Consider the following 25,713-nt stretch of genomic DNA (forward strand, 5'->3'; position numbering starts at 1 on the left):
AGACGCCTGCCAAGCGCTTCCCGGATCAGCCCCGCCGAAAGCTCTTGCAATCGATCAGCGGCAGCGTTAAACGTTTTACTGTAAAACGTTTAACGGGATGGCGATGCACGGTGCACGCGTAACGATCCGGGATGTCGCAGCGCGCGCCGGCGTGTCCACCGCGACCGTCTCGAACGTTTTCAGCGGCAACAAGCCGGTGAATGCCGAGCTGCGCGAGCGCGTCCTGAAAGCTGCGGAAGAGCTCGCCTATCAGGTGGACCGGGCGGCTTCGCAGCTGCGTTCGGGCCAGGCGCGGGTTGTCGGCGTGCTGGTCCCCGATCTCGACGACGTCTTCTTCACCTCGCTCGTCTCGCAGCTCGAGGTGCTGGCGCAAAAGGACGGCTACGACATCCTCGTCGCCAGCTCGCGCGACGATCTCGGGCTGGAGCAGTCGCGGCTGCGCACATTGCTCGCCTGGCGCCCATCGGGGCTGATCGCCGTCCCCTGCTCCGATGCGGTTCCGGACGTGCTGCGCGGCGAGGTCGGGCGGCTGCCGATCGTCTTCGCCGACCGCGTTCCGCCGGAGGGATCGGTCGTCGACACGGTGGCGATCGACAACCGCGAGGCGGGCGAGATCGCGGCGCGCCACCTGCTCTCCAAGGGGCATCGTGACATCGTCGTCACCGCCTCCAGCCTCGGCATCTCCCCGATCCGCGAACGTATCCGCGGTGCCTGCGAGCTGATCAAGGCTGCGAGCGGCAAGGAGCCGACCGTCGTCGAGCTCGGCTCGAATGCCGACCGCGGCGCTGCGACCTTCCTGCACTGGCTCGAACGGCACCCTCAACCGAGCGCCGTGATCGCGCTCACCAACGTCACGACCCTGAGCACGCTGTCGGCGCTGGCGCGGCTGCGGATCGACATTCCCGATCCGGTCTCGGTGGTCGGCTTCGACGACTATCCCTGGATGAGCGCCCGCAAGACCGGCCTCACCGCGATCCGCCAGCCGATTGCCGAGATCGCCGACGTGGCCTGGCGCCGCCTGCGCGCCCGCATGTCCGGGGACCAGGCGCCGCCCGACCGTTCCGTGCTGCAGACGAGCCTGCAGGTTCGCGACTCCGTGCGCGATCTCGCCGCGCCCGCGGCTGATGGCAGCGAGGCTCGCAACCCCGACCCGCTTCCCAACCCGGAGAGACCGACCGCCTCGCCCAAGGCGGTGCACTGACGAACACCGACTGCGGACGCGCTGCGTCCGAGCCACCGGGCCGTCAGAGCCCGGAGCGAATGAGGTTCTGGAGGAAAGAGTGCAACTAGGAAGAACGGCACGGATATTGCCGCTGCTGGCGCCGGTCCATCTGCTCGTCCTGAGCGTGATCGTGCTGCCGTCGCTCTATGTCGTCTGGCTGAGCCTGAACAGCTCGAGCTTCGGCCAGGCGCCGAGCTTCGTCGGCCTGCAGAACTATTGGCGCGTCCTCACCGATCCGGCTTTCCACAGCGCGCTGCTGAACACGGTCGTCCTCGTCGTCGTGGCCGTGCATCTCGAGCTCGCCATCGGTCTCGGCATGGCCCTGCTCTTCGCCAGCGGCCTGCCCTTCCGGCGCTTCCTGCTCGTCGCCGTGCTCGCACCCTACGCCGTCAGCGAGGTCACGGCCGTGGTGATGTGGCGCTTCCTGTTCGATCCCGATGCCGGGCCGGTCACGCTGGCTCTCCGCGCGCTCAGCCTGCCGACGCTCGACTGGACCTTCGAGCCGTCGCACGCGATGGTCCTGATCGGCCTGCTGACGATCTGGCTGCACCTGCCCTTCACCTTCATCATCGTCTATGCAGCGCGCCTCGCCATTCCCGCCGAGCTGTTCGAGGCCGCGCGGATCGACGGCGCGACGCGCTGGCAGGCGTTTCGGCGCGTGACTCTGCCGCTGCTCGGCCCGGCGATGCTGATCGCCCTGCTCTTCCGCTACATCTTCGCCTTCCGCCTGTTCTCGGAAGCCTGGCTGCTGACCAAGGGCGGCCCGGCGCGCTCGACCGAGGTGGTGGCGATCTACCTCTATCAGGAGGCCTTCAGCTTCAACGCCTTCGGATCGGCGGCCGCGACCGCCTGGATCATGGTGGTGATCTCGCTGCTGCTCGCAGGCGCCTATGTCTACCTGCTCAGGCGCGGAGGGCTTGCCCATGCGCACTGAACGCCTCCTCGTCGGGGCCGGCAAGACACTCGCCGTCGCCGCAATCCTGTTCTGGTCGCTGTTCCCGATCCTGTTCATCGCGCTGTCGTCGCTGAAGCCGGGGCAGGACATTTTCGCCGTGCCGGCGAAATGGCTCTTCACCCCGACGCTGAAGCACTATGTCGAGCTCTGGCGCTCCTGGGGCGTCTTCTTCGAAGGGCTCCTGAACAGCCTGCTGATCACCGTCGGCGCCACATTGCTCGCCATCATCGCCAGCGCCTGCGCCGGCTATGTCTACTCGCGCAATTCCGGGCGCTGGCTCGGGACGAGTATGCTCGGGCTCATCATCGTGCGGCTGATCCCGCCGATCGTGGTGACGCTGCCGCTGTTCCCGATCGTCAATGCGCTCGGGCTCAGCGACACGCATCTCGTGCTGATCCTGCTCTATGCGACCTTCTTCGTCTCGCTGGGCACGGTGCTGATGCGCACCTTCATCGACCAGATCCCGCGCGAGCTCGACGAAGCCGCGTCGATCGACGGGGCCAGCCGCATGACCATCCTGCGCAAGGTCATCGTCCCGCTGGCGATGCCCGGCGTGCTCGCGGTCGCGGTCTTCGTCATCGTCTTCTCCTGGAACGAGTTCCTCTTCGCCTTCATCTTCACCGCGACGAAGGCCAAGACCGCGCCCCTCGTGATCTCCGAGATGATCGGCTCCATCGACGGCGTCGACTGGGGGATCCTCTTCGCCGCCGCGACGGTGCAACTCGTGCCCGTTCTCGTCTTCGTCGTCTTCATGAACCGCTACCTCGTGGCCGGCCTCACCGCCGGTTCAACGAAGGGGTAGCCAACCACAAAGAGGGAGGAAGCCATGTCGAAATATCCGGAAACCAGGCTTACCCGGCGCGGATTCGTCGCCGGTTCCGCGGGGATCGCCGCAGCGCTTGCGGTCAGGCCGGCTTTCGCCGCCGGCAAGACGCTGAACGTGCTCAGCCACAAGGTCCACCAGACCGTGCTCGGCAGCGGCGACGGCGACCTGATGGCGGGTTGGCGCAAGGCCAACGATGCCGAGATCGCCTTCACCACCTTCGACTCGAACCCGCTGCAGGACCGGCTCTTCCGCGAGGCGAGCCTGAAGGAGACCGAGTACGGTGTCGGCTATCTCATCGACAACCGGCCGACCTCGCAGATCGCGGCATTGTTCGAGCCGCTCGACGCTTATCAGAAGCAGGACGCGATCGAGGATTTCGGCGATATCGCCCCCGGCCTCGTCCAGGGCATGACCGTCGACGGCAAGCTGATCGGAATCCCCGTCCGCCACGCGACGCAGGGCCTGTTCTACAACGAGGCGCTGCTGGAGGAGGCCGGCATCCCGGCGCCGCCAGCGACGCTGGAGGAGCTGATCGAGCAGGCGAAGAAGACGACCTTCACCTCGAAGGCCGGCACGCCCGTCACCGGCATGGTGCTGGCGAGCGACCTCGCGGTCTTCCCGGTGATGTTCGCACGCGCCTATGGCGGCGACTTCATCAGCCCCGATCTCAAGCTGGTGCCGAACCGCGAGGCGCTGGAACAGGGGCTAGCGGCCCTGCACGGCATGTTCGAGGCCGGCAGCCTGCCGCGCAGCTACGCGACGACCAAGAACGACGACCAGGTCACCTGGCTGCAGCAGGGCCGCGCCGCCTTCACCGTCCTGCCCTTCGCCCGCGGCGCGCAGCTCAACAATGCTGACCAGAGCAAGTTCCCGGGCAAGATCAAGGCTGTCGAGTTCCCCGGCTCCGCCGCGATCAAGGGCAAGGTGCCGATGGCCTCCGTCGTCGAGGCCTGGGCGATGTCGATCCCCAAGAACGCCAAGGACAAGGCGCTGGCCTGGAGCTTCATCAGGGAGGTGTCGAGCAAGCGCGTGACGCTCGGCATGGCGATCAACGGCAACGGCCCGGTGCGCGTCTCCTCCTATGCCGACGAGGGGCTGAAGGCGAAGAACCCGCTCGCCGCGGTCGAGGCCAAGGTGCTGGCGACGGCGCGCGGCGCCTTCCCGCCCTTCCCCGAGGCCGCCCGCGCCCAGGCGACCTTCCTCGAGGAGGTCCAGCTCGCCGTGCTCGGCCGCAAGCCGGTCAAGGACGCCGTCTCCGCCATCATCGAGCGCGTCAAGCCGATGATGCCGGCCTGATCGCTGTTTCGCTCTGCGGGGCGCCCTGCCCCGCAGACATTCCTGTCTCATCGCATTCCAAGGGAACTTCGCCATGTCGACCGCTGCGACCCGCTTCATCGAGGAGCCGGCACGCTCCATCCCCGTCTCGGCCGAATACGACGTGCTCGTCGTCGGCGGCGGTCCATCGGGCCTCACGGCCGCGCTCGCTGCCGCCGAGGACGGCCTGCGCGTCGGGCTGATCGAGAGCCGCAGCTTCGTCGGCGGCAATATGACGATCGGCCTGCCGGTGCTCGGCTTCCTCGGCCAGAAGGGCAACCAGATCATCGACGGGCTGCCGCAGAAATTCATCGAGCGGCTGCGCAAGGAGCGCGACGGGGCGAGCGAGCACCGGCCCTGCCCGCTGCATATGGGCATCACGCTCGTCGAGCCCGAGGCGGTGAAGACCGTGGCGCTGGAAATGCTGACCGAAGCCGGCGTCGACGTCCTGTTCTACACCTTCTTCGCCGGCGCGCTGGTCGAGAACGACACGATCCGCGGCGTCATCACCGAGAGCAAGAGCGGCCGCACGGCCCTCCTCGCCAAGGTCGTGATCGACTGCAGCGGCGATGCCGACGTCGCCTATAGCGCCGGCGTGCCGACCGAGAAGGGCAATGCCGATGGCGGCATGCAGCCGCCGACCCTGATGTTCTGCCTGGCCGGCGTCGATACCGATGCGCTCAGGCTCTCCATCGCCAACGCGCCGCCGGCCGCACGCACCTATCTCACCGATTTCATCCCGGCCGAGTATTTCGGCCAGAACCACCAGTTCATCGTCGTCGGCCTGCGCGAATTGATGGCCAAGGCCAAGGCCGAGCGCGGCCTGCAGATCCCGAACGAGCGCACCATCATCATCACCGGCCTGAAGAAGGGCGAGGTCTGGATCAACATGACCCGCGTCAAGGGCACGGATGGGACCGATGCCCGCAGCCTGACCAAGGGCGAGATCGAGGGTCGCGCCCAGATCGACGACATCGTCACCTATCTCGTGAACTACGTGCCGGGCTTCGAGAAGGCCTATTTCACCAAGACGGCTCCCTTCCTCGGCATCCGCGAGACGCGCCGTATCATCGGCCAATACGTGATGACGCAGGAGGACGTGCTCGCCTGCAAGCATTTCGACGACGCCGTCGCTGTCGCAAGCTACCCGATCGACATCCACCGCCCCTCCGATGATGGCTGCACGCTGATCTGGTGCGGCGACTGCTACGACATCCCCTACCGCTCGCTGGTGCCGCAGAAGATCGGCAATCTGCTGGTCGCCGGGCGCAGCATCTCCGCCACCCATGAGGCGATGGGCGCGATCCGCGTCATGGCGACCTGCATGGCGATGGGTGAGGCCGCCGGCCGTGCCGCCAAGATCTCGGTCCGCGGCAACCGCCCGCCGGCCGATATCGACATCGAAGAGCTCCGCCGCCAGCAGCTCGAGCGCGGCGTCTATCTGCGCAACCCGGACGGCAGCCGCGCCGGCCCGCCGAACCGTGCCGCGGCCTGACATGGCCGAGCATGTCATCGGGATCGATGTCGGCACCGGCAGTGCCCGGGCCGGCATCTTCGACCGGCAAGGCCGCATGGTCGCGACCGCCAGGCGTGACATCGCGCTCTACCGGGACGGCCCGGATATCGCCGAGCAGTCGAGCGCGGATATCTGGCAGGCGGTCTGCGCCAGCGTGCGCGAGGCGATGGCGCTGGCCGCGCTGGCGCCGGATGCCATTGCCGGCATCGGCTTCGACGCGACCTGTTCGCTCGTCGTGCTCGGGCCCAATGGGACGCCGCTGCCGGTCGGCCGCCATGGCGATTCCAGCCGGGACATCATCGTCTGGATGGACCACCGGGCGACCGAGCAGGCCGAGCGCATCAACAGCACGGGCCATCCGGTGCTGGCCTATGTCGGCGGCACGATCTCGCCGGAGATGGAGACGCCGAAACTGCTCTGGCTCAAGGAGAACCTGCCGGCGAGCTACGATGCGGCCTGGCAGTTCTTCGATCTCGCGGATTTCCTGACCTGGCGGGCCAGCGGCTCGCTGGCGCGCTCGACCTGCACCGTGACCTGCAAATGGACCTATCTCGCCCATGAAGGGCGCTGGGATGCCGGCTATTTCCGCCAGATCGGCCTTGCGGACCTCGCCGATGACGGCTTCGCCCGGATCGGCACGGAGATCGTTCCGGGTGGCACCGCGCTCGGCCGCGGGCTGACCGAACAGGCCGCGGTCGAGCTCGGCCTGAGAGCCGGCACCGCTGTTGCCGCCGGATTGATCGACGCCCATGCCGGAGGCGTCGGCTCGGTCGGCGTGCACTCGCCGCACGGCACGGCCCTGACCCGCATGGCCTATGTCTTCGGCACCTCGGCCTGCACCATGGCGAGCAGCCGCGAGCCGATCTTCATCCCCGGAATCTGGGGACCCTACTTTGCGGCGATGGCTCCCGGTCTCTGGCTCAATGAGGGCGGACAGTCCGGCGCCGGCGCGGCGATCGAGCAATTGATCGGCTTCCATCCCGCGACGCCCGAGGCGCGGCGCCTGGCCGAAGCCGAGGGTCTCTCCCTGCCCGACTGGCTCGCCGCGCAGGCAGCCCGGCATGAAGCCGAACCCTCGCAGGCCGCCCGCCTCGCCGGCGAGGTGATCGTCGTGCCCGACTTCCTCGGCAATCGCTCGCCCCATGCCGACCCGCATGCGCGCGCCGTGATCGCGGGGCTCGGCATGGGGCACGGTCTCGACGATCTCGTCGCGCTCTATGTCGCCGGCCTGACCGGAATCGGCTACGGCTTGCGGCAGATCATCGTGGCGAGCCGCGCCAAGAGCGCGACGATCGAGGCGATCGTGCTCAGCGGCGGCGCCGGGCGGCAGCCGCTGATCCGGCAATTGCTGGCGGATTGTTCCGGACTGCCGGTGCTGGTGCCCGGCGAGGTCGACCCCGTGCTTCTCGGCTCGGCCATGCTCGCTGCGAGCGCGGCAGGGAGCTTTTCTGATCTGGCCGAGGCGATGGCCGCGATGGCGCCGAGCGCCACCGTCTTCACCCCGACCGGCGGTGAGATCGCACAACTGCACGCCGCGCGCCTTGCCGCTTTCGAAACGCTGCAGGCTGCCGCACGCCAGGCGCGCGAGCAGATGCGCCTCCCGCGGCTCGACGCCCCATCGGAGACCACGACGTGACCCAGGACCTGACCGGAAAAACCGCTGCGATCACCGGTGCAGCCTCGGGAATCGGCCTTGCCTGTGCAAAACGGCTGCTCGCCGCCGGCGCGCGCGTCGTCCTCGTCGACCGCGACGGCGAAGCCCTCGCTAGCGCCTGCGCAAAGCTCGGCCCCGAGGCGATCCCGCTCGTCGTCGACCTGACCGATCCGGCCTCCGTCGCCGGAATGATGCCGCAGATCCAGGACAAGGCAGGTCCGCTCGACATCTTTCACGCCAATGCCGGCTCCTATGTCGGCGGGCCCGTGAGCGAGGGCGATCCCGACGCCTGGGACCGGATGCTGAACCTCAATGTCAACGCGGTCTTCCGCAGCATCCATGCCGTGCTGCCGCAGATGATCGAACGCAGGACTGGGGACATCCTGGTCACCAGTTCGGTGGCCGGTGTCGTTCCCGTGGTCTGGGAGCCGGTCTACACGGCTTCGAAACACGCCGTGCAGGCCTTCGTGCATACGCTGCGCCGTCAGGTCATCCCGCACGGCCTGCGCGTCGGGGCGGTCCTGCCCGGCCCCGTCGTGACGGCTCTGATCAGCGATTGGCCCAAGGAGAAACTCGAGGCGGAGCGGGCTCGCGGCGGCCTGATCGAGCCGGAAGAGGTGGCCGAGGCCGTGCATTTCATGTTGACGAGGCCCCGCAACGTCACGATCCGCGACCTCGTGATCCTGCCGCAGAGCACTGACCTTTAGAGGCATATCCGATCTGACCGCCCTCCGATCAGATCGGCGCATTCCCGAGCCGGCAAATCAACCCTCAGGGGCGGTCCGGCGCCGCGCTCGCCAGCACGGCCGCCGCCGTGTCCTCGTCGGTGATGAGGACCGAGGCCAGCCTGGAACGCATGCTGGCTGCGATGACCGCGGCCTTGTTCAGCCCGCCGGACGCAAGAATCACGGTCGGTATCTGGCTGAGCTCGGCGAGCGGCAGGGCGATGGCGCGGCGATTGATCGGGTGCGCGATGGAATGGCCGTCCCGATCGATGAACTGGCCGAGCACGTCGCCGACCGCGCCGGCCTCGACCAGTTCGGCGGCGCCGACATCTCCCGGCAGCCCGTAGCGCATCAGGAGCGAACGTTCGCTGAGATCGCCCGCGCTGAGGATCGCGACATCGGTCGCCCGGATGCGGGCGAAGGCCGCCTCGAACACGTCCTGTGCCAGGATCGTATCGCGCGATTGCGGCGTGCCCGCATAGATCGGCGCCGCGAGATAGTGGCATTCGGCCTCCCAGAGCCCCGCGAAACGGCTGGCGATCTCGAAGGTGTTGATCTCGATGCCGTAGGTCAGCCCGCCCATCATCGAGGTGACCGCGAGAGCGCGATGCTGTCCGGCCCGGACATGTCGGACGGTTTCCCGCAAGGTGCCGCCCCAACCGACCCCGAAGATGCCGGACGGCTTCTCCTCGACGATCCCCGAGACGAATTCGCCGGCTGCCTTGCCGATCTGGGCCGCGATCTGGCCGGGGTCGGCCGGGCTCGGCACGACGATCGCATGCTTGAGGCCGAAGGCGGCGACGAGCGCATGTTCCAGCCGGACACAGCTCTCCAGCGCCGAATTGATCGTGATGTTCACCAGCCCGCTGCCGCGCGCCTCGACGAGGAGCCGGTTGACGCGCAGTCGCGTCAGTTTCAGCCGCTCCGCGATCTCGGCCTGGGTCAGCCCCTCCCTGTAGTAGAGCCAGGCGGCCCGAACCTGTGTCTGCGGATCCTCCGCCATGATGTGCATCCTGATGCGATGGGCGGCCGCCTGCGCCACGGCGCGGTCAGCTCGGTGTTCGACGGGACATCGCGTGGCTTCACGCTTGACGTGAACCAATGTAAACTAGAAAATACATCTGTTAAAAGCCCTTTCGCGAACCGAGTGCCGGCGCCCCATGTCCCATGCCGTCTTCCTTCACGCCGCAGGCGACGCACGCGTCGCGCCATTCAACCTGCGCGAGGGAGTGCCGGGAGAAACCCTGCTCGATGTCGCCGCCGTCGGTCTCTGCGGCAGCGACCTGCACTATTACAAGGACGGCGGCATCGGCTCGGCCGTCATCGCGTCGCCCTTCGTTCCCGGCCATGAATTCAGCGGCTGGCTGACCGAGGACCTGCCCGAACTCGGCCTCGGCAAGGGCGCCCTCGTCGCGGTCGACCCCAACCAGTCCTGCGGCCATTGCGAGCATTGCCGGAGCGGGCATCCCAATCTCTGCCCCGACGTCGTCTTTATCGGCGCCCCCCCGCATGACGGAGCGATGACCGAGCGGATCTGGGTGCCGAAATCGCAGATCGTCGCCGTGCCCCAGAGCTTCTCGCCAAGCGATGCCGTGATGCTCGAGCCGCTCGGCGTCGCGATCCATGCGGTGGATCTGGCCAAGCCGCGCCTGCTCGAACGGGTGGCACTGATCGGGTGCGGCCCGATCGGCCTGCTGATTCTGCAGGTGCTGCGGACAGCCGGCGTCGGAGACATCCTCGCCTGCGATCCACAGGCGCATCGCCGTGACCTTGCGCTCAGGCTGGGCGCCAGCAAGGCCGGCGCGAGCGTCGCCGATATCGCCGAATGGACGAAGGGCGAAGGCCTGCCGCTGGTGATCGAGGCGACCAATGCCCCCGAGGGCTTTCGCGACGCGATCCGCGCCGCCCGCATCGGCGGCCGCGTCGTGCTGGTCGGCATCCCCGATGGCGACAGCTACGTGATCCCGGCCGCGGAAGCCCGCCGGCGCGCGCTCAACATCAAGTTCTCGCGCCGGATGGGCCATGTCTATCCGCGCGCGATCGACCTGGTGGCGCAGGGCAAGGTCGATGTCGAGGCGGTGGTCAGCCATCGCTTTCCGCTTGCCGAGGGGCCGGCGGCCTTCCGTCGGCACGCCGCCAACGAGGCCGGCATGGTCAAGAGCATGATCTATCCGGGCGGTCTGCCCGACCAACAGCGTTGAACCCGCCGGCAGGGCCCTGATGACCTATATCGGCATCGATCTCGGAACGTCGTCGGTCAAGGCCGTGCTGGTCGACGACCGGCAGCGCCTGCTCGCCAATGCCGCGCGGGACCTTGCCGTCGATCGCCCTGCCCCGCTCTGGTCCGAGCAGGATCCGGCGAGCTGGGTCGCCGCCGCGCTGGCTGCCCTGCACAGCCTGAAGGACATCGCCCCAGAGGCCTTCCGTCGCTGCGCCGGCATCGGCCTGTCCGGGCAGATGCATGGCGCGGTTCTGCTGGATGCGCGCGATCGGCCGCTGCGCCCCTGCATCCTCTGGAACGATGGCCGCGCGGCCGGGGAATGCGCGGAGATCGAGGCGGCGGAGCCGGATTCCCTGGTGATCACCGGCAATATCGCCATGCCCGGTTTCACCGCGCCCAAGCTCCTGTGGGTGCGCAAGCACCAGCCCGAGATCTTCGCGCGCATCCGCAGGATCCTGTTGCCAAAGGCCTATCTGCGGCTCGTGCTGACCGGCGAGGCGATCGAGGAGATGTCCGACGCCTCCGGAACGCTCTGGCTCGATACCCGCCAGCGCGACTGGTCGGACCGGATGCTGGCAGCGACAGGCCTCGAGCGCAGCCGGATGCCCGAGCTCGTCGAAGGGTCGCAGCCGGCAGGCCGCATGCGCCCCGAACTCAGCCGCGAGCTCGGCTTCGATACCCCGCCCCTTTTCGCCGCCGGCGCAGGCGACAATGCCGCCGGGGCGATCGGGCTAGGCGCGGTCACGCCCGGCAGCAGCTTCCTGTCCCTCGGCACGTCCGGCGTGCTCTGGCGCACGACGGAGGGTTTCGAGCCGCGTACCGGCAGCGCCGTTCATGCCTTCTGCCATGCGTTGCCGGAGCGCTGGCACCAGATGTCGGTCCATCTCTCGGCCGCCGCGAGCCTGAGCTGGTGGGCCCTGGTCTCCGGACGGTCCGAAGCGTCGCTGATGGACGAACTTGGCCCGAGCCCCAGACGCCCTTCGCCGGTGCTGTTCACGCCCTATCTCTCGGGCGAGCGCACGCCCCACAACGATCCGCAGCTGCGCGGCAGCTTCGTCGGTCTCGGCCACGAAACGGATCGCGACGCCATGACCCTGGCCGTGCTGGAGGGAGTCGCCTTCGCCTTCAGGGACGGCAAGGATGCGCTGGAAGCTGGAGCCTCGCCGATCGGGGACGCCATGGTGATCGGTGGCGGCGCGCGATCGGACCTGTGGCTGTCGATCCTCGCGGATGTGCTGAACCTGCCGCTCAAGCGCTCCCGCCAGGCCGAAACCGGCGCCGCTTTCGGGGCTGCCCGCCTCGCCCGCCTGGCCTGCACCGGCGAAAGCCCGGAGAGCGTCTGCACGCCGCCATCCGGCGAGGCCGACAGCTTCCTGCCCGACCCGGCAAGGGCTGAGGCCTATGCGGAGCGCTACACGGCCTGGCGCCGCGCCGCCGAGATCGGCCGCATGCTGCGCTGAGCGGCGGGAGGTTTGACATAAGTTCGGGTGAATGCTCTTCATGTGAGCATTCGCTCAAATGAACTGTTGTCCGATGACCTCTCCTCGCCAGCCCTTCGACCTCGTCATCCTCGATTGCGACGGCGTGCTCGTCGATAGCGAGATCATCAGCTGCCGGACCCTCGTCGATATTCTCTCGCCTTTCGACCCGGGCTATGATCTGGAGACGGTCATGCGCCGCTATCTCGGGCGACCGTCCAGCGCCGTGACCGAGGATTACGAGAGAATGACCGGCCGCCCGGCTTCGGCTGGCTTCACGCGGGATTGGCGGGCCCAGCTCTTCGCCGCTTTCAGGAGCGACCTCCAGCCCGTCCAAGGCGTTCGCGACGCCGTCGAAGCCTTCGGCAGCGACTATTGCGTCGCCTCATCCAGCGACGAGGAGCGCATTGAGATCTGCCTGCGCAAGGCCGAGCTCTGGGACCTGTTCGAGGGCAGGATCTTCAGCACGACGCGCGTGCGGCGCGGCAAGCCGGCGCCCGATCTCTTCCTGCTCGCCGCCCGCGAACGCGGCGTGGCGCCCGGGCGCTGCCTGGTGATTGAGGACAGCATCAGCGGCGTGACGGCGGCGAAGGCGGCGGGCATGACGGCCTATGGCCTCGCGGCCGGCAGCCATTTCGCCGTCCTCGACCAGCGCCAGGCGCTGCTCGCAGCCGGAGCCGACCGCCTCTTCGAATCCTGGCACGAGATCGCGCTCGAGATCGCGCCGGCACCGGCGCCCCATTGAGGATTCGATGGCCGATAACGACAGCACCCGCCTCGATGACGCAGCCCGGGCCGGCTGGCTCTACTATATCGCCGGCCGCACGCAGGACGATATCGCGCAGATCCTGAACATCTCGCGCCCGGCGGCGCAGCGCCTCGTCTCGCTCTGCCGCAGCGAGGGGCTGATCAGCTTCCGGATGAACCATCCGATCAGCGCCTGCATGGACCTCGCCGCGCAGCTGCGCGACCGCTTCGAGCTGCTGCATTGCGACGTCGCTCCGTCCGACGGCGCCGCCGAGACGGGTGCGGCCGGCGTCGCCGCACTCGGCGGCGTCCTGATCGAGCGCTGGCTGCGCTCGCGCAAATCGCTCGTCATGGCGCTCGGCACCGGCCGCTCGATGCGGGCCAGTATCGAGCGCGTGCCATCGATGTCCTGCCCATTGCACCGGCTGGTCTCGCTGGTCGGCACCATCTCCCCGGACGGTTCCGCCAGCCGCTTCGACACATTGGTCAAGCTGGCCGAGATCACCAAGGCGCAGCATTTTCCGATGCCGCTGCCGCTTTACGTCTCGAGCCCCCAGGAGCGTGCCCAGCTCATCGAGATCGAGCCGATCAGGCGCATCCGCGCCGTCGCCGGCGAGGCCGATCTCTGGATCATGGGCATCAGCCAGATCGGCGAGGATGCCGTGCTTTACCGCGACGGCTTCATGACGCGCGGCGAGCTGCTCGAAATGGTCCGCCATGGCGCCGTCGGCGAGGTGACCGGCTGGGTCTTCGATGCGGAAGGCCGCTTCCTCGATCGCGGCACCAACCTGCGCGTGACCAGCGTGCCGCCGGAACCCGGCAGCACCCGGCTGCGCATCTGCATCGCGCAGGGGCCCGCCAAGGTCGCGCCCCTGCGCGCCGCCCTGAGCGGCAAGATCGTCAATGGCCTCGTCACAGACGAGGACACCGCCCGCGCCGTGCTCGCGGACTGAGCCCTACCCAACACATCCCGCCGTCGATGCCCGCGCGCGAACCATCGCGCGCGGCTGTCATGCCGTTGTCGCCAACGGTTGACATCACATGCTGATGTGCGAGCATATGCTTCAATAAAGAGCAGATGCTCGCAAAAGAACTGACGAGGGAGGCTTACATGCGACCTTTCTATGGTGCGTTGGCGGGTGCCGGCGCTCTGCTGCTGGCGGGGATGTCGACCGTGCAGGCGGCGACGGAAATCGAGTTCTGGCACGCGATGAGCGGCGCTCTCGGCGAGCGCGTCGACGAGCTCGTCAAGAAGTTCAACGACTCGCAGAAGGATTACGTCGTCAAGGCGATCGGCAAGGGCACTTACGACGAGGTCCTGAATGGCACGATCGCGGCCTACCGCGCCAAGCGCCAGCCCGAGATCGTCCAGTCGAACGAGCGCTCCTTTTTGACGATGGTCAATTCCGGCGCCATCGTCTCGACCACGGAACTGATGGCGCAGCAAGGCCACCCGGTCGAGGTCTCGAAATTCATCGCCCCGGTCGTCAGCTATTATGCGATCGACGGCAAGCTCCAGGCGATGCCGTTCAACTCCTCGACGCCGATCCTGTTCTACAATCGCGACCACTTCAAAGCCGCCGGCTTCGACAAGCCCGGCGCGACCTGGCAGGAACTGGAACCGCAGCTCGATGCCATCAAGGCCAAGGGCGTCTCGAAATGCGCGATGGTGCTCCCCGGCGACTATGAGTGGAGCTTTCTCGAGAATTACAGCGCCGTGAACGACATTCCGTATGCGACCAAGCGCAACGGCATGGACGGGCTCGATACCAACTTCGTCTTCAACAAGGGCAAGCTCGTCGGCCAGGTGGAGCGCATGAAGCGCCTCGTCTCGTCCGGCGTGATGCAGCTCGCCGGCCAGGGCATCATCCCGATCCAGCTCTTCACCTCCGGCGAGTGCTCGACCATCATCGCCTCGACCGCCTCGCATGCCGCCGTCGTCGCCGCCGCGAAATTCGACTGGAGCGCGGCCGAACTGCCCTATGAGCAGGGCGTCACCCCCAGGAACAGCGTCATCGGCGGTGCCGCGCTCTGGACCCTGAAGGGTCACACGCCGGAGAAATACAAGGCGGTCGCCGCCTTCTACGACTTCCTCGCGAAGACCGACACCCAGGTCTGGTGGCATCAGGCGACCGGCTATGTCCCGGTCACGACCGCCGCCTATGACGCCGCCAAGGCGCAGGGCTATTATCAGAAGAACCCGACCCGCGAGATCGCCGTGGTGCAGCTGATGCGCGGCACGCCCAGCGACAACTCGCTCGGCTTCCGCATCGGCAACAGCAACCAGATCAATGTCGCGATCATGGAAGAGGTCTCGGCCGCCTTCCTCGGCAAGAAGCCGGTCCAGCAGGCGCTCGATGACGCGGTGTCTCGCGGCAACGAGGCGCTGCGCCGCTACGAACAGCTCAATGCCGGCAAGAAATAATGCGGCGGGCCTAGAGCATTTTCGAGCGAAGTGGACACCGGTTCGCGTGAAGAAAATGCGTCAAAACAAAGAGACAGAGAATTTCCGCGTTTCAGAGAAACGCGGAAATGCTCTCGCGGTGGCGGCTGGCGGGGCCGGCTTTCGCCTCCGCCCGCCGCTGCGGCGTCTCTTGCCCATGCGTCTCTTGCCCAAGAGCGCCGGCGACGGCCGGGCGGAAAGCGGGCTGAAGCGTGCGCATTTCCAGGAATGGCGCCTGCCCTTCTGGCTGCTGGCGCCGCAGCTCTTCATCCTGCTGCTGTTCTTCTTCATCCCCTCGATCAGGGCGCTGATCCAGGCTTTCCAACTGACCGACCCTTTCGGCGCCACGACGCAATGGGTCGGCTTCCAGAATTTCGAGCGGCTGTTCCGCAGCAATGTCTATTGGTCCTCGGCGCAGGTGACGTTGATCTTCACCCTCGCGCAGAACCTGCTGACCCTGTCCGTGGCACTGCTTCTCGCCTTCGCCTCGAACCACATCCTGCGCGGCCGCGGCGCCTATCGCACGGTCCTGCTCCTGCCCTATGCCATCGCGCCCGCGATCGCCGGCATCATGCTCGCCTTCCTGTTCAATCCCCGCGTCGGCCCCGTCGCCCATATGCTGCAGGGGATCGGGCTCGACTGGGACCCGAACCGCAATTCCTGGCATGCGCTCGCCCTGATCGTGATGGCCGCCTCCTGGAAGCACATCTGCTACAACTACATCTTCCTGGTCGCGGCGCTGCTCTCGGTGCCCCAGTCGATCCTCGAATCCGCCTATCTCGATGGCGCGGGGCCGATCCAGCGCTTCCTGCGCATCTCGCTGCCGATGATCGCGCCGACGCTGTTCTTCCTGATCGTCATCAACTTCGTCTACGGGCTGTTCGAGACCTTCGCGATCGTCGACGCCACGACACGCGGCGGACCGGCCGGCGCCACCTCCATCCTCGTCTACAAGGTCTACCAGGACGGTTTCGTCACGCTCGATCTCGGTTCCTCCGCGGCGCAATCCGTCGTGCTGATGGCGCTCGCGCTCTTCCTGACCTTCGCGCAATTCCGCTTCGTGGAGCGGCGCGTGAACTACAGCGTCTAGATGAACGAGCGCACCCCGATCATCGACGCTCTCAGCCACCTCATCCTGCTGGTGGGCGCTGCGCTCGTCTGCCTGCCGATCTATTTCGTCTTCGTCACCGGCTCGCTCTCGCAGGCGGAGATCATGCGCGTGCCGATGTCCTGGCTGCCCGGCAATCAGTTCTTCGCGAACATGCAGACCGTGCTGAGCAACGCCGATTTCGGGCGATTGCTGCTCAATTCCCTGATCATCGCCACCGGAATCACCGTGGGGAAGCTCGCGGTGTCGGTGATCGCGGCCTTCGCCGTCACCTATTTCCGCTTTCCCTTCCGCATGACCGCCTTCTGGCTGATCTTCATGTCGCTGATGCTGCCGATCGAGGTGCGCATCGTGCCGACCTACGAATCCGCCGCGAACGTCGCCCTGCCGCTCAATATCCTCGGCTCCTGGCTCGGCATCGGCGTGCTGGCCGATCTCGACTGGAATCTGGTCAACACCTATTCGGGCCTGATCCTGCCGCTGATCGCTTCGGCCACCGCGACCTTCCTCTTCCGCCAGTTCTTCCTCACGATCCCGGACGAGCTCTGCGAGGCGGCCCGCATCGACGGCGCAACCCCATGGCAGTTCTTCCGGCTGATCCTGCTGCCTTTGTCGCGCTCGAACATGGTGGCGCTGGCGATCATCCTCTTCCTGATGGGCTGGAACCAGTATCTCTGGCCGCTGCTGCTCACCACAGAGCCCGCCATGGCCAATGCCGTGATCGGGCTGAAGAAACTGATGCCGCAGAGCGACTCCCTGCCAACCTGGCATCTCCTGATGAACGCGGCCCTCCTGACGATGCTGCCGCCCACCCTCGTCATCCTCATCCTCCAGCGCTGGTTCGTGAAGGGGCTGGTGGACAGCGGCAAATAACCCGCCAAGCAGCAAGTAAACCCGCCAACAGGCAAGCAGGGCACATCGACATGCGGATCATCGGTCATCGCGGCGCGCGCAACATCTGGGCGGAGAACAGCCTGAGCGGCTTCCGCAATGTCTGCGGGCTCAAGGTCGACGCCGTCGAGCTCGACGTGCATCTGTCCGATGACGGCGAGATCATGGTGATCCATGACCCGCTGCTCGAGCGCACGACCGACCAGAAGGGGCCGGTCGGGCAACTGGGCCGGGAGGCCCTGCGCAAGGTCAAGCTGCGCGATACGCTGAACGAGACGATCCCGACGCTGCCCGCCGTCCTCGACGTCTTCGCGCCGACGCGTATCGAGCTCGAGATCGAGATGAAGATGGATGCTTTCGGCAATCTCTACCCCGGCCTGCTCGACAAGGTGATCGCGCTCGTCAGGGAGCGCGGGCTCGCCGCACGTGTCGTGCTGACCTGCTTCGTCCCCGAGGTCATCGAGGAGATCAGGGCCAAGGCGCCCGAGATGCGCCGGCTTGCCTCGGTCGACCGCCGCTCCTGCGAAGCTTTCGGCGGTGTCGACCGGACCTTGAAGCGCTTCGTCGACCTTGGCTGCATCATCGCCGTCGAGCAGTCGCTGCTCCGGCTGTCGATCGACCGCGCCGTCGCGATCGTCGGGCGCGACAAGCTCGGGGTCTGGGTGCCCAATACGGTGGGCGATCTCGACTACTGGCTCGGCCAGCCCGTGTCCCAGATCACCAGCGACCGCCCGGACCTCGCGCTGCAGCTCCTCGGCGCACGGGCAAGGTGACGCCGATGGCCGTGGTCCTGTCGCGCGCGACGCTTGCCGGGATCGGGGGAGCGGTCGCGACCCCGAGCTATGGTCCCGAACACCTGAGCCCGGGCATCGTCCATATCGGCGTCGGCAATTTCCACCGCGCCCATCAGGCGGCCTATCTCGACGAGCTGTTCGAGCGCGGGCTCGACCGCGACTGGGCGATCGTCGGCACCGGCGTGCGCGCGGGTGACGCCGAGATGGCGCGCGATCTCGCCGCGCAGGATTTCCTGACCACGGTGGTGACGCAGGAGGCCGAGCGCTCGCAGGCGCGCGTCACCGGGGCCATGATCGATTTCGTCCGGCCGGGCGATAGCCGGGCGATCCTGCGGCGCCTCGTCGATCCCCGCACGCGGATCGTGTCGCTGACCGTCACCGAGGGTGGCTATTACGTCGACCCGGCGACCCAGACCTTCGATCCCGCCCATCCCGATATAATCGCGGACGCCGCGGATCGCCTCTCCGATCCGAAAACCGCCTTCGGCCTGATCGCCGCCGCGCTGCTGCAGCGGCGCGCGGCGGCGCTGCCACCCTTCACGGTGATGTGCTGCGATAACCTGCCGGGCAACGGCCATGTCACGGCGGATGCCGTCGCCGGGCTCGTCGCCCTGATCGACAAGGCCGATGCGCGCTGGATCCGCGAGAGCGTCGCCTTTCCCAACGGCATGGTCGACCGGATCACGCCCGCGACGTCGGATCGCGAACGCCGGATGCTGCGCGAGGATTTCGGCATCGACGACGCCCGCCCGGTCTTCTGCGAGGATTTCCGGCAATGGGTGCTGGAGGATCATTTCCCGGCCGGGCGCCCGCGGCTGGAGCAGGTCGGCGTGCAGTTCGTGGGGGATGTCGCGCCCTTCGAGCTGATGAAGATCCGCATCCTCAATGGCGGCCATGCGGCGATCGCCTACCCCGCCGGCCTGCTCGACATCCAGTTCGTCCACGAGGCGATGGAGGATGCCCAGATCGCCCGCTTCCTCTCGGCCCTCCTGGAGGATGAGGTCATCCCCGTCGTCCCGCCAGTGCCCGACACCGATCTGGCAGCGTACAAGCGCACGATCGAGCGGCGCTTCGCCAATCCGAAGATCGGCGACACCATCCGCCGGCTCTGCCTCGATGGCTCGAACCGCCAGCCGAAATTCATCCTGCCCACGCTGCGCGATGCCTTGCGGGCCGGCCGGCCGATCGGCGGCCTCGCGCTCGTCAGCGCCCTCTGGTGCCGCTACTGCCATGGCGAAACCGAAAGCGGGCAGCCGATCGCACCGAATGATCCGAACTGGGAGCGGCTGACGAGCCAAGCCCGCCAAGCCAGGGGCGCGCCGGAGGCCTGGCTCGCCATGCGGGATGTCTATGGCGATCTGGGCGAGGACACGCGTTTCCGAGAGGCCTTCAGTGGGGCATTGCAGGGGATCTGGCAGTCGGGAACCCGCGCGAGCATCGACGCGTACCTCGCCGCGCGCAGGGCGTGACAGTCCCCTGAGAGATCCGCGGCGCCGCACAACACGCGTTCTCTATCAATAGCTTAGAGGCGGATTCGATCAGATTGATTCAACCTGATCGTATCCGTCTAGATGATTGGACCGGATTTCATATCCGGTTCGTTGATCCAGCTTCGTGTCTTTCGCATCGGCTTTTCCGAAAGCCGCAAGCCGCATTTCAGGCCGATGCGACAGGGGCTGCCCTCTTATTTGAGGGGATCGCTGGCCCTTCTGAGACGGTCCACAGCAGTGCCCGGATCGCGAGCAGGCGGATGCGATCAGTTGCGCCTTTTTTCGAGCCGGCCGCGCTCAAACGCAGTTCCCCGCCAGTGCATCGGGGTATTGATCGCAGATCGGAGCGAGATATCGTGGTTCGAAGCTTCGAAAATTCAGTTTCCACTGAGCTGAGAGGCGTCCACTTCAGCTTAGTTTCCCAGAAATGAACGCATAACGTGCACTTGACATAGTGCTTAGACGCACCGCTGTATGCAGCACTCCCTATTTCGAAGGCTGCCATGACCAAGATCATAAATCCGGTTGATCGTCACGTTGGTAGCCGCGTCCGAATGCGGCGGATGCTGGCGGGTATAAGCCAGGAAAAGCTTGGCGAGGCGCTGGGCCTCACCTTTCAGCAGATCCAGAAATACGAAAAAGGCTCGAACCGGATCAGCGCAAGCCGCTTGCAGCAGATTTCCAGGAAGTTGGAGGTTCCGGTCTCATTCTTCTTCGATGGCGCACCCGGCGAGGATGCTCCGCCGAACCCGGGTTTCTCGGATTCGGCGACGCATTCCGAACTCTCCGATTTCCTCGCAACCAGCGAGGGCGTGCAACTCACCAAGGCCTTCGTCCGGATCAAGAGCGGCCGCGTTCGGCGTCGCATCCTCGATCTGGTCGAAGCCATGGCTGACGAAAGCAGGTAAGACCGCCCGTTCTCAATTGACCCGGCGCAGGCTTTCGGGATCTGGAGGAAGCTCTTTTCCCTTTCCCGCCAGGAGCATGACCGACGGACTGAAGCGGAGCGTGCGAACGCCGCCGTCGGATCGCAGAAAGAACTGGACCAGAGCCTCCCGATCGTCCCGCGGCAGGGCCAGCACGCGCGCTGCCAGCCAGACTTCGTCGGTCGTGTCCTTGCCTGCACCCTGGTCAAGCAGGCAAGGGCAATCGGGAAATCGCTCCATCAGCCCTGCGAGGAGCGTCAGGGCATGTTCGAACTGCTCGCGGTCGCGTTCGGTCGCCTGGATTTTGGCGGTGCTCTCAACCATGGAGAATCCCCCTTTGACCCTGGGGGACCGTCGATGCCGCCTGGTGCAGCACCGGCGCGGTGAGCCCCTTGAAGGCGAGCGTGTTCCGCCAGGCCGCCTCGGTGACGCGGATCATGGCGCCCACGCAGCTCATGCCGTCGATCATTGCCGGCAAGCCGAGCGGGACGACATCCCAGCCGAGCTCGAGGAAGCGTGGCATCCACCAGGTCTCCATCACGACGGTGATGGCTGTGATCTCGTTCTGCAGGCAATATTCCAGCATGCCGGCCAGGACGCTGTGGAGCACGGTGTGCGAGGCGCCGCGGCGTTCCGGGATCGCAAAGATCCGCGTCCATTCGACGATATCGGGGCCGCGCTGCAGCCCTCTTACATTGGCGAGGTAGGGAAAGACCTCGCTCATCAGATGCGGCCGCAATGTCGGCACGAGCCGCGTGCCGCCCACGACGCGGCTGCCCTCGAGCGCCAGAAGATAGATCGCATCTTCGTTGTCGAATTGATCGATCTCGCGGCCGTCCGGCCGTTCGAGCGCCTGCCATTTTCGCTCGCCGACATAGATCCGATGCCGGATGAAGAAGTGCTCTTGCAGTTGCGCCTCGTAGCGTGGCGCGTTCGACGCGTCGATTACATGAATCATGATCCTGTCCCCCGACCGATCACGGCAGAGGAAGGATGAGGTGAGGCAAGAATTCCGGGAATCCCGGAATTCCGGGATGTCGCGCACTTTGTTGGAGCTAGCGCATCGGCGCGAAAAGTGGATTGCGGTCTTCGGAAAAGCCGATGCGAACTAGAGCGATATTTCGCCGCGAAGATAGGCCTCGACGACGGCGCGCGTCCTTCCCCTGACGCCGAGCTTGCGGGCGGCGTTTTCGTAATGCGCCTCGACCGTTCCCGCGCTGATCCCGAGGGCATCGGCAACGCCATCGGTCGAACGGCCGACCGCCATCCAGGTCAGCACCTCCCGTTCTCGCACGGTCAAGCTTCGCCGCGGCGCGGGCTTGCTCATGACCGCGCCAGCCTTGGCATGGGCGTAGATCGACATCAGGTGAATGGCCGACCGGGTCGCTTTGGACAGGTCCGGGTGCTGGCCGGCCATGGTGACCACGGCCTTGAAGCCGGCATCATCATGGATCGGGACGCAGAATCCATGCACCATCCGGAAATCGGTTGCGCGCTGCATGACCTCCCGTTGCCTTGGTCCAGCGTCATCGGCGCGATAGACTTCGGACCAGGCGAATGGATTGACCGTCGTCTTGCAATGCGCGGCGATCGGATCGTGATCGGCGAAGCCGCGCTTCACATAAAGCTCGAACCAGCCCTCGGGCCACCCGTTCAACAGGACGAGCGGATCGATACGGTCGCCCTGCTCGGGAAGGCCGGTGATGAGAAAGGCATGGAAGCCGAAGCTCGCCAGCTTGTCCCGAAGCGCAGAGATGACGTCCTGGGGCGCGGCAAGTTGCGTAAGTGAATCGATGAAGTCGAGAGCATCCCGACCGGTATCGAAATGTTGTCCTGACATGAACTCACCCACTCGATACGATCGAGCTCGGCACGCCCCGCACGCGCCGCCTTGATATGATCCAGGGTCTGCCGGTGAACCGCCCTCAAGCCAGCTCGCCCCATGTCTCGCGCGCCAATGCCGTCGAGCGACCGATCGATGTCCCGCGGCTTCGCGTAGGCTCCAGCCTGCAGCCGCCCGACGATCTCGCGCGGCTGCTCCAAAACTCCTGATGCATCGGCGAAAAGCCCATCGGGCGCTTTGGAATCATGGTCCAAGAAAACTTGGTTCAAGAAATCATGATCCAAGCGGAGCTCCGTGCGCGCCGTCCGCAGATGCCAAACCAGGCCCGATCAATTCATAGTTGATCAAAAAAATCAATGGATAAGGGCAATTCCAGCGAAGGCCGACATGGAATTGCTACCCTTACTCAGCGTAGGGTTGTGCTGACCCCTGCATGGTCGATGCAATTCATCGCCGGGGACCGACCGCGGCGGTCTCGGCTATCGGCGGTCTTCGATATCGGCGGTCTTGGCTATCGATCGACGCCGAGTTGCGCCTCGATGATCGCGCAACGCGCTTTCGCCACCGCGGCGATCTCCCGTGCGAGCTCGATCGACAGCTTCGAGCGCGGCTGCCAGGCCGGGAAGATGAAGCCGTAGCGCAGCTCGACGGTCGGCCGGAAGCGCCGGAAGACCAGTCCCGCCGTTCCGCTGGAATGGGCCACGAACGGGTCCGCGACGCAGCAGCCGAGGCCGCGCTCGGCGAGCTGGCAGGCGATCATCCCGTTCGAGGTCTCGAAATTCGAGCGCAGCGCCAGCCCCGCTTCCTCCGCCTGCCGCTCGATCTGCTGCTGCACCAGCGAGCGCCGATGCGTTCCGATGAAGTTCGTCCCGGCGAGATCGGCGACCGTGACGACCTGTTTCCGAGCCAGCGGATGATCGGGGCCCATCGCCGCGACGGCCTCGATCTTCAGGAATTCCTCGGTCTCGAAGCCGGGATGGCGCAGGGGCAGCACGGTGATGCCGAGATCGAAATGCTCCTGCCCGAGCCAGGTCTCGATATCGACGCGCACGCGGGAATCGATCGTGGCGCTGAAGGCGGGCCTGTCCCGCGACAGGGCCGCGATCGCATCGACGACGATGGCGTGGGTGACATGGGGCGCCGTCAGGACGCGGATATGATCGCGCCCGCCCTGGCGCAGCTGCGTGGCGACGCGGTCGAGCCCGTCATGGCCGAGCAGCACGCGCTCGACATGCTGGTAGTAGTCGCGCCCCTCCGCGGTCAGGGTGAGGCGGCGGCTATGCCGGTCGAACAGCGCAAAGCCCAGCTCCTGCTCGAGCGCGCTGAGAAGCCGGCCGACCTGCGGCTGCGTCCGGCCGAGCCGGGCCGCGGCCTGCGATACCGACCCGGTCTCGACGAAGGCTCTCAGCGCTTCGAGGCTGCGAACATTGGGCATGGACAGGGAGATCCTACCATATGCGGATTCCGCATATTTCGTGATATATTACGCATTTGACGCATATATCGGTGCATGTCAACGTCGCGCCCGCAGCCTCTCCCGCTGCGGAAAACGGCAAGTATCGGTCTGTAATGTCTGCGAATTCCGGCGCCTGGCGTGTGACTCCCCAAGCCTATCTCGATGGGCGCGAGCGGCCGTTCGGCGTCTCGAAGACGCCGGTCTCGCGCTATGTGACGATGCCCGATGGCTGCCGCCTCGCGGTCGATGTCTACCTGCCGCAGCGACCCGAGGGCGGCGACGCCGCAGGGCCCTTCCCGGCGATCACGATCTTCACGCCCTATTACCGCCGCTTCGCGCTCGCCGATGCCGCGCGCGGCGACGAGGTCACGCCAGGCTCATTCCGCTATCGCGATCTCTTCGTCCCGGCCGGCTATGCGCTCGTCGTCATCGATGTCCGTGGCACCGGCGCGAGCTTCGGCACGCGCGACAGCTTCCGCTCGCCGCGCGAGCGCGACGACTGCAAGGCGATCGCGGACTGGATCGTGGCGCAGCCCTGGTCGAACGGAACGATCGGCGCGACCGGCGTCTCCTATCTCGGCGCGGCCTCCGATTTCCTCGCCAGCACCGGCCACAAGGCGGTCAAGGCGATCGCGCCGCTCTTCGCGGTCTGGGACACCTATTCCGACCATTACTATCCGGGAGGCATCCTGCTGAAGGAGCTGGCGCGGGTCTATGACGACCTGATGATCGCGATGGACCATGACCGCCGCGACCTGCTGAAGAACATCTCCTATTACGCCAACCCGAATTTCGCCGGGCCGCAGCCGGTCGACGAGGACGGGGACGGCAGCCTGTGCAGGGCGGCGATCGCCGAGCATATCGGCAATTTCCACATGCCGGACTTCATCACCGAGTTCAAATTCAAGGGCGACGCCCTGCCCTATGATCCGAATTTCACCTCGGCCTGCTTCAGCCCCTATGGCTATTGCGAGGGCATCGACCCGGACGTCGCGGTCTATTCGGTCTCGGGCTGGATGGATGGCGCCGGCTATGCCAACGGCTCGCTCAGCCGCTTCCTGACCCTGCCGAACCCGAAGCGCCACCTGCTGCTCGGCCCCTGGGACCATGGCGCACGCATCGACTGCTCGCCCTGGCGCCCCAAGGTCGAGCCCGACTTCCCGATCGTCGGCGAGGTCCTGCGCTTCTTCGACGAATACCTGATGGGGCGCGATACTGGCCTGCGCCAGGAAGCGCCGATCCATTATTACACCATGCATGAGGAGGCCTGGCAGGCCGCGACCTCCTGGCCGCCGGTCGAGACCGAGGAGACGCTCCATCTCGGCGCCGAGGGCACGCTCTCGCCGCAGGCCGGCGTCGATGGCAGCGACGCCTACCAGGTCGATTTCAGCAAGGGTACCGGCGGCCAGACCCGCTACGAGCGCATCGCCGCGATCGACAGCCGCGACTACTACTTCGACTGGCAGGGCCGCGACGAGGCGATGCTGAGCTATACCTCGCAGCCGATCGCGCGCGACTGGCAGGTCTCGGGCCATGTCCTGGCCGATCTCCAGGTCGCCTCGAGCGAGCCGGACGCGGCGGTCTTCGCCTATCTCTCGGAGGTTGAGGCCGACGGCACGGTCCGCTACGTCACCGAAGGCCTGCTGCGGGCGCTCCATCGCAAGCTCGGCGAATGCACGCCGGTCCACAGGACGACCTGGCCCTATCGCAGCTTCACCCGTGTCGACGCCGCGCCGATGCCGATCGGCGAGCCGCAGCGCCTGTATTTCGCGCTGCTGCCGACATCGTGGACCTTCAAGGCCGGCAGCCGGATCAGGCTCTCGATCGCCGGCGCCGATGCCGATCATTGCGGCCAGGTACCGCATGGTCGCCCGCCCATGCTGACCGTGTATCGTGGCGCCGCGCTCGCATCGTCGATCCGGCTCCCGGTCAAGCCGGCAAGCTAGCGCATTTTCGAGCGAGAACTGGATTGCGGCTTTCGGACATGCCGAAGCGAAGAGTGAGAGGCTAGATCATGGCGCCGGATACGATCCGGTCCGATGATCCAGGCGAGAAACAGGCGGCGGCGACGCGGACGGATTGCGTAAAACCGACAAGAAACGCG

Annotated in this window: 23 protein-coding genes; 18 read left to right on the forward strand and 5 right to left on the reverse strand. The window is 66.4% G+C overall.

The features are described from left to right. Positions 1-103 precede the first annotated feature (103 nt). The 7 genes from EV560_RS16155 (at position 104) to EV560_RS16185 (ending at position 8,194) form a co-directional block, all read left to right on the forward strand. A complete protein-coding gene (locus tag EV560_RS16155) occupies positions 104-1,201 on the forward strand; it encodes a LacI family DNA-binding transcriptional regulator (RefSeq protein WP_282568859.1) in 1,098 nt (365 codons plus the stop codon). A gap of 79 nt (positions 1,202-1,280) precedes the next feature. After that, complete coding sequence (locus tag EV560_RS16160; protein ID WP_248312079.1) at positions 1,281-2,156, forward strand: carbohydrate ABC transporter permease; 876 nt, start codon at positions 1,281-1,283, stop codon at positions 2,154-2,156. After that, entirely contained in the window at positions 2,146-2,979 is an 834-nt protein-coding gene (locus EV560_RS16165) for a carbohydrate ABC transporter permease (protein ID WP_131856829.1), read from the forward strand. Before EV560_RS16160 ends, EV560_RS16165 begins: the two co-directional genes overlap by 11 nt. 24 nt (positions 2,980-3,003) lie before the next feature. After that, entirely contained in the window at positions 3,004-4,299 is a 1,296-nt protein-coding gene (locus EV560_RS16170) for an ABC transporter substrate-binding protein (protein ID WP_131856830.1), read from the forward strand. A gap of 73 nt (positions 4,300-4,372) precedes the next feature. After that, the gene (locus tag EV560_RS16175) at positions 4,373-5,812 is read left to right on the forward strand and encodes an FAD-dependent oxidoreductase (RefSeq protein WP_131856831.1); all 1,440 of its coding nucleotides are present in this window, start codon (positions 4,373-4,375) and stop codon (positions 5,810-5,812) included. Position 5,813: 1 nt separating this feature from the next. Beyond that, positions 5,814-7,469, forward strand: a complete 1,656-nt coding sequence (locus EV560_RS16180) for an FGGY-family carbohydrate kinase (RefSeq protein WP_131856832.1) — start codon at positions 5,814-5,816, stop codon at positions 7,467-7,469. Continuing rightward, positions 7,466-8,194: an SDR family oxidoreductase gene (locus tag EV560_RS16185; RefSeq protein WP_131856833.1), complete on the forward strand. Its 729-nt coding sequence runs from the start codon at positions 7,466-7,468 to the stop codon at positions 8,192-8,194. Before EV560_RS16180 ends, EV560_RS16185 begins: the two co-directional genes overlap by 4 nt. 64 nt (positions 8,195-8,258) lie before the next feature. On the opposite strand, the gene EV560_RS16190 is transcribed toward EV560_RS16185, so the two are convergent. Continuing rightward, positions 8,259-9,215: a sugar-binding transcriptional regulator gene (locus tag EV560_RS16190; RefSeq protein WP_131856834.1), complete on the reverse strand. Its 957-nt coding sequence runs from the start codon at positions 9,213-9,215 to the stop codon at positions 8,259-8,261. A gap of 157 nt (positions 9,216-9,372) precedes the next feature. On the opposite strand from EV560_RS16190, the gene EV560_RS16195 reads away from it, so the two are divergent. The 10 genes from EV560_RS16195 (at position 9,373) to EV560_RS16240 (ending at position 20,292) form a co-directional block, all read left to right on the forward strand. After that, positions 9,373-10,413 (forward strand): zinc-dependent alcohol dehydrogenase, encoded by a 1,041-nt coding sequence (locus tag EV560_RS16195; RefSeq protein WP_131856835.1) that lies wholly within the window; start codon positions 9,373-9,375, stop codon positions 10,411-10,413. Positions 10,414-10,432: 19 nt separating this feature from the next. After that, positions 10,433-11,893, forward strand: a complete 1,461-nt coding sequence (xylB, locus tag EV560_RS16200; RefSeq protein ID WP_131856836.1) for a xylulokinase — start codon at positions 10,433-10,435, stop codon at positions 11,891-11,893. A 73-nt stretch (positions 11,894-11,966) separates the two neighbouring features. Beyond that, positions 11,967-12,656: an HAD family hydrolase gene (locus EV560_RS16205; protein WP_131856837.1), complete on the forward strand. Its 690-nt coding sequence runs from the start codon at positions 11,967-11,969 to the stop codon at positions 12,654-12,656. 7 nt (positions 12,657-12,663) lie between these two features. After that, entirely contained in the window at positions 12,664-13,611 is a 948-nt protein-coding gene (locus tag EV560_RS16210) for a sugar-binding transcriptional regulator (protein WP_131856838.1), read from the forward strand. Between the two features lie 158 nt (positions 13,612-13,769). Beyond that, entirely contained in the window at positions 13,770-15,083 is a 1,314-nt protein-coding gene (locus tag EV560_RS16215) for an extracellular solute-binding protein (protein ID WP_248312080.1), read from the forward strand. A 175-nt stretch (positions 15,084-15,258) separates the two neighbouring features. Continuing rightward, entirely contained in the window at positions 15,259-16,191 is a 933-nt protein-coding gene (locus EV560_RS16220; protein WP_131856839.1) for an ABC transporter permease subunit, read from the forward strand. Then, positions 16,192-17,082: a sn-glycerol-3-phosphate ABC transporter permease UgpE gene (ugpE, locus tag EV560_RS16225; RefSeq protein ID WP_131856840.1), complete on the forward strand. Its 891-nt coding sequence runs from the start codon at positions 16,192-16,194 to the stop codon at positions 17,080-17,082. Between the two features lie 50 nt (positions 17,083-17,132). Next, a complete protein-coding gene (locus EV560_RS16230; RefSeq protein ID WP_131856841.1) occupies positions 17,133-17,873 on the forward strand; it encodes a glycerophosphodiester phosphodiesterase family protein in 741 nt (246 codons plus the stop codon). A gap of 5 nt (positions 17,874-17,878) precedes the next feature. Continuing rightward, on the forward strand, positions 17,879-19,363 hold the full coding sequence (locus tag EV560_RS16235) for a mannitol dehydrogenase family protein (RefSeq protein WP_131856842.1): 1,485 nt from the start codon (positions 17,879-17,881) through the stop codon (positions 19,361-19,363). A 524-nt stretch (positions 19,364-19,887) separates the two neighbouring features. After that, positions 19,888-20,292: a helix-turn-helix domain-containing protein gene (locus EV560_RS16240; RefSeq protein ID WP_131856843.1), complete on the forward strand. Its 405-nt coding sequence runs from the start codon at positions 19,888-19,890 to the stop codon at positions 20,290-20,292. 12 nt (positions 20,293-20,304) lie between these two features. On the opposite strand, the gene EV560_RS16245 is transcribed toward EV560_RS16240, so the two are convergent. The 4 genes from EV560_RS16245 to EV560_RS16260 all read right to left on the reverse strand — a co-directional run bounded on the left by EV560_RS16245 (position 20,305) and on the right by EV560_RS16260 (position 23,588). Continuing rightward, entirely contained in the window at positions 20,305-20,634 is a 330-nt protein-coding gene (locus EV560_RS16245) for a hypothetical protein (RefSeq protein ID WP_131856844.1), read from the reverse strand. Continuing rightward, positions 20,627-21,268: an acyl-homoserine-lactone synthase gene (locus EV560_RS16250; RefSeq protein WP_131856845.1), complete on the reverse strand. Its 642-nt coding sequence runs from the start codon at positions 21,266-21,268 to the stop codon at positions 20,627-20,629. Before EV560_RS16250 ends, EV560_RS16245 begins: the two co-directional genes overlap by 8 nt. Before the next feature lie 150 nt (positions 21,269-21,418). Continuing rightward, a complete protein-coding gene (locus EV560_RS36700) occupies positions 21,419-22,150 on the reverse strand; it encodes a LuxR family transcriptional regulator (protein ID WP_131856846.1) in 732 nt (243 codons plus the stop codon). A gap of 514 nt (positions 22,151-22,664) precedes the next feature. Continuing rightward, positions 22,665-23,588, reverse strand: coding sequence for a LysR family transcriptional regulator (locus EV560_RS16260; protein ID WP_131856847.1), 924 nt, complete (start codon positions 23,586-23,588; stop codon positions 22,665-22,667). Between the two features lie 161 nt (positions 23,589-23,749). Between EV560_RS16260 and EV560_RS16265 the strand changes: the two genes are divergently transcribed. Further along, the gene (locus EV560_RS16265; protein WP_248312081.1) at positions 23,750-25,555 is read left to right on the forward strand and encodes a CocE/NonD family hydrolase; all 1,806 of its coding nucleotides are present in this window, start codon (positions 23,750-23,752) and stop codon (positions 25,553-25,555) included. The last annotated feature ends 158 nt before the right edge of the window (positions 25,556-25,713 follow it).

The sequence above is a fragment of the Allobosea sp. BK604 genome (assembly GCF_004341515.1).
Lineage (GTDB): Bacteria > Pseudomonadota > Alphaproteobacteria > Rhizobiales > Beijerinckiaceae > Allobosea.